Annotated in this window: 2 protein-coding genes; both read right to left on the reverse strand. The window is 30.1% G+C overall.

From position 1 onward, the window contains the following. Positions 1–508: 508 nt before the first annotated feature. Positions 509–3043: an SIR2 family protein gene (locus KQI22_RS13610; protein ID WP_216553396.1), complete on the reverse strand. Its 2535-nt coding sequence runs from the start codon at positions 3041–3043 to the stop codon at positions 509–511. 116 nt (positions 3044–3159) lie between these two features. Continuing rightward, the gene (locus KQI22_RS13615) at positions 3160–3723 is read right to left on the reverse strand and encodes an acyltransferase (protein WP_216553399.1); all 564 of its coding nucleotides are present in this window, start codon (positions 3721–3723) and stop codon (positions 3160–3162) included. Positions 3724–3959 lie beyond the last annotated feature (236 nt).

Raw genomic sequence — 3959 nt, forward strand, 5'->3', positions numbered from 1 at the left:
TAAAATACTAGCATCTCGCAAACATATAGAGTAAAACACTAGCATTTCCTGCTTCTTATTATGAAGTTGAATGTTGGGGTATGCAATCCGTCGAATTATTTTGCGCTTACTTTAAATTTACATTTCGTTGCACAGCAGATCAGGCAGGTCAAAAGACCTGCCTGATAATATCTCTTTTGTTCAATTTTAGCCAGTCCCTACTAATTGACCCTAAAAAACTTTGGGACCCCCCACTAAACTTTGGAAACCCATATAATTCCCGTAGACGCCTGATTTGGCGCTTACGGGATATGGAATTCATTAAAAGACTTATATGTTAAAACTCTGATCTATCTCGATATCAACCATTATCTCACAGAAGTTCAGAAGTTTTCTTTTAGATGGTATGCATCTCCTTATTGGATTTTATTTTAATTGTAACAGTTGCAATTTATTCCTTATTTGTTACTGACCTCATGCGAGCAAGTCGGTGACATCTCATGAGGTCAGTAACATGCTCCCGTTTTTATTAATCAGCAGACACTAAATATTCTTCTATATCCTCAGTAATAATACTAGAATATTCTATATGATACTTACACAAATCGTCTATTTCTTTTTCATATCCCAACTCGGATGCAAATTCAATAAAACGTCGTCTAATATCATTCATATATTTATCATTACTCAATTGTAATCCACGAATTATCCATTTTGAATATAAAACAACATTTTCTTTCTCAATAGTTTTATGTGTTTTTTTACAATATTTCATTTTCATATCTAAATATGCATGGACTGAATAACAAAAAGATCTACTATACTTAGGATTATTAATTAAATCAATAATTCCTGTTTCACCTTCTTCAAACAAATATGCTACTACACTATAAGATGAACCATCTTCCAATTCCTTTAGCGCTCTTTCCATTCTATTTTTCGCTAATGCATGTTGGGCCTGATATGAATCAGGACGTATTTTTTTTGCGTTATTGATAAAAATCTCAGCCTCTTCAAAATGTTTATCATGTTGCTCTAAAATTGCACGTTGCATCCAATAATAGCTAATATCTTTAAATTTATTTTCAATTTCATTATAATACTGTCGTAATAACTCATATGGAATTCCCAATTTCTTATGCAAAAAATTTTCTTTCACTAAAATATGAAAATAATCACTATATATATTTTCTATCTTTTCATTGAACAACCCCTGCAAATAATAAACATTTTGAAGAATGTAATTTATTATCTTTTCATATGACAATTTTGAAACAACAACAGATTCCATCAGATTGCTACATCTTACTTTTAAGAAGCGATTTTCTTCAGTAAAATATAATAAATCTCCAAATTGGATTTTCAGTTCTTTAATTTGTATCTTTTTGTGAATATTAGTAATAAATTCTTTCGGATATCCATCTATCTGCAACACACTAAAAATAGCTACTGTATAAAACAAATTGAAATATTCTGCTGAAGTATCAATATGCTCAATCATGCTTTCAAAATATTCTTGAAAACCCTTTCCGTGTGTCAATAAATAGAGCAAATTTATAATATCTTTATTATCTTTTATAAATCTTATTGAACTTGATCGTGTGTCAGCATACTTAGACAATGCTCCTAAACGATTCTTCTCATTTAATTTCTCATAAATATTATAACTGTATTGATAATTCAATTCCGGATTAATATACAATTCTCTACTATCATGTAACAATAGTTCATGGCGTTTCGACATATGATGTAAAATATTAGATGTAGTAACAAAGATTATCAAGTAATCTTTCATTTGTTCACTGTCAATAAATTCATATAATCTTCTATAAATTTGTGCGGCATCATCAACCATAATTGCAAATTTAGATCCCGGCGTATAATTTGATATATATTTTGAAAGCATTGCAAAGTCCAATGAATTTTCCATCTTAAATTCTAATGCATTAAAACCAATATTAAAAAAATCTACAATTATTCTTCTTGCAATGCATGTTTTTCCTACATACATTTTTCCATACAATGCAATAACTGAACTTTTTGTTGTTTCCAATATCTCAGCTCTATTTTCCTTATATTTAGGATACATTATGTCCCAACCATCCAAAATATCCTCATAAAAAGGCGGATACCCATTATATAATACTGGCGCGTAATATTTGCTCTTATTTTTCAGTATTTCTTCTATATTTTGGAATCCTCGGAAATGTAAATGTTTTAAATTGTCATCCTCAATCTGATTTTTTTGAACATTTTCAGATAACCAATTTAAAAACTTTTCCGTATCCCAATATATTATATAACTATTTTTATCTCCACGAATTTGTGATAACAATTTAGGTTTTATTGTTGGGCAAATAAAAAAACATTTCGTATTGTGCTCATATCCCGCTGACAAATAATTTTTCAAAATATAACTGATATCATCTTCATCTAATTCAGTACCAATGAAAATAATATCATTTTTATAATAATCATTTGCAAATTCTTTCATCCTAAAATCAGCATTTTCAATCATAGAAATGTATTCATCCGTGCTAAAAATAAAACCATTTTCCGGCTTATTTACACATCCATGAAGCTTATATAATTCAGTGACAATTTCATCATTATTTTTTATACTTTTTTCATTTTGTACTAAAATTGGTTTTTTTTCATGTTCATAAATATTTTCTATTAAATCATCAATATTCAATGTATATATTTTTGTCCAGTTATATTCTTGCACTTTTATATGGAAATCATTATTGGGATCAGCATGTGCTCCTTTAAATGTATCAATAAGAAACTCATACAGTTGTTTCTTTCTTTCAGTTGATTCTTGTTTGATCGTCATGCATAAATCTTTTAAAGTGTAATTTTCAACATCTGATATATACCTAGTGTCTACATGCTCAGGTTTCTTTTTTATATAAAATTCTTCAAATATCTTTTTCTTAAGACCATCGGCCAATTCTATAGTTTTATTGCGATGATTAAGTGCCTTAAATGAAAATCCAGCTCCTAAAAACAGAATGGGCGTTCTGTTATTTAAAGAATCCTTTAATAGCTCCTCTGCTTCCATACACCATACCTCCCTATCTCAATTAGTATCAACATTTCTTATGTCTTATTATCTCAAACTTCGCACATAGATTTTAGCTATGCACCTTGAAAATTCAATACTTGTTATCTTCCTTATTACTTTAGACTATCTAAATATTCCCTCTCAAATTCACAAAGTTGTTTACTTCTATCCTTTACCTTTTTACAAGGAATACCAATATAAACTCCCCATTCTGGTAAAGATTTATTTACCAAAGACATACTTCCCACTGCCGTCCCTATTTTAACAGTTACCGATGGTAGAATTGTACACCCAGTTCCTATAAGAACATGTTTTTCAAGAGTAACTGTTCCACCAGATACCTTTCTGAACCTATCTGGAATAGTTGGATTAGTCAATGCCTCTCCTAAATAATCATCACTCTCCGCATAGATAGCAGACCTTGATGAAATTCCGGTAAAATCATCCAATATAATTCCAGCATGTCCACCGAACAAATATACTCCTGCTGCAATATGCACATTATTTCCTATTTTTATATCTCCGCTTAAGATACAAAAATCATCAATTCTTACATTATCCCCTATCTCCATTCTGTCTGCTCCATAAAAACAAGCGTGCCTGCTAATTTTCACATTTTTTCCAATACCTTTAAACCCTAATATCGCTAATTCTTTTTCTTCATAAAAACTATTCATTATATTCTATTTGATAATTAGGAAGTTAATTATCAAACATCTCCTTTCTTTTAATATCGTGGTTCAACACAGTTCAAATACTTTTAATCTTTGATTTTATCCCATAACTTGACTACTTAATGTGAATGTATTGCCTCTACCTTTATCTGAATTGTTTACTTCTTCCATGGACCACATGTCCAAGCAGCTTGCCAGGATGCTCACAATTAAGGACCTGCCTCCCAACTTGGTCAAAC

The sequence above is a fragment of the Kineothrix sp. MSJ-39 genome (genome assembly GCF_018917935.1).
Classification (GTDB): domain Bacteria; phylum Bacillota; class Clostridia; order Lachnospirales; family Lachnospiraceae; genus CAG-194.